Raw genomic sequence first — 660 nt, 5'->3', positions numbered from 1 at the left:
CAGCTATATTTACTCGAAAGATTGCAACCGCGACGTAGAGATTTAAGTCATACCACTCGCCTGATTATTTTTAGCTATGTTGGATTTTGCCACGGTTTATTCCGTGGCTTTTTTTGCGGTAAATTCAGGTAAAAAACGGATGCGATATAAATCGCATCCGCTTTAAAGGTAATAGTCAGTTTTTAAGTCCCTGACCTATTTTAATGGCGCAGGCAATATTTCGTGCGCTGTTGAAGAGATTGGTTTCACCGCTGGCGAGCACTTCGGCTAAAGGTGCCAGACGTGGCAAAATGCTGAACACCGCGTCAATGCCGTACTGGTGCACCACTTCCACGCCATCACCCAATACGCCAGCAATCCCAATCACCGGGACATTAAACTGCTTCGCCACCGACGCCACGCCCAGCGGTGCTTTACCGCCTGCCGTTTGCGAGTCGATGCGCCCGTCCCCGGTGATCACCAGCGCTGCGCCCTGCACCGCCTGCTCCAGGTTGACCGCCCGCAGTACAATCTCAAGACCCGGTTTAATATCCGCATTGAGGAATACCGCCGCCGCAATGCCCATCCCGCCCGCCGCGCCGCCGCCCGCCATCTGGCAGACGTTGATTTCAGTTTGCTGTTGTAAAACACGGGCGTAATTTTGCAGTCCCTGCTCCAGCT

At 53.0% G+C, this 660-nt stretch carries 1 protein-coding gene; it reads right to left on the bottom strand.

Annotated elements, in window-relative coordinates:
* Nucleotides 1-175: 175 nt before the first annotated feature.
* Nucleotides 176-660 (bottom strand): glycerate kinase (locus AC5O77_RS21930; RefSeq protein WP_494507193.1); only part of this gene is annotated, 485 nt, incomplete at its 5' end.

The organism is Stenotrophomonas sp. INTA L402-1 (assembly GCF_059295135.1).
This window is presented reverse-complemented; position numbering and strand designations above follow the sequence as displayed.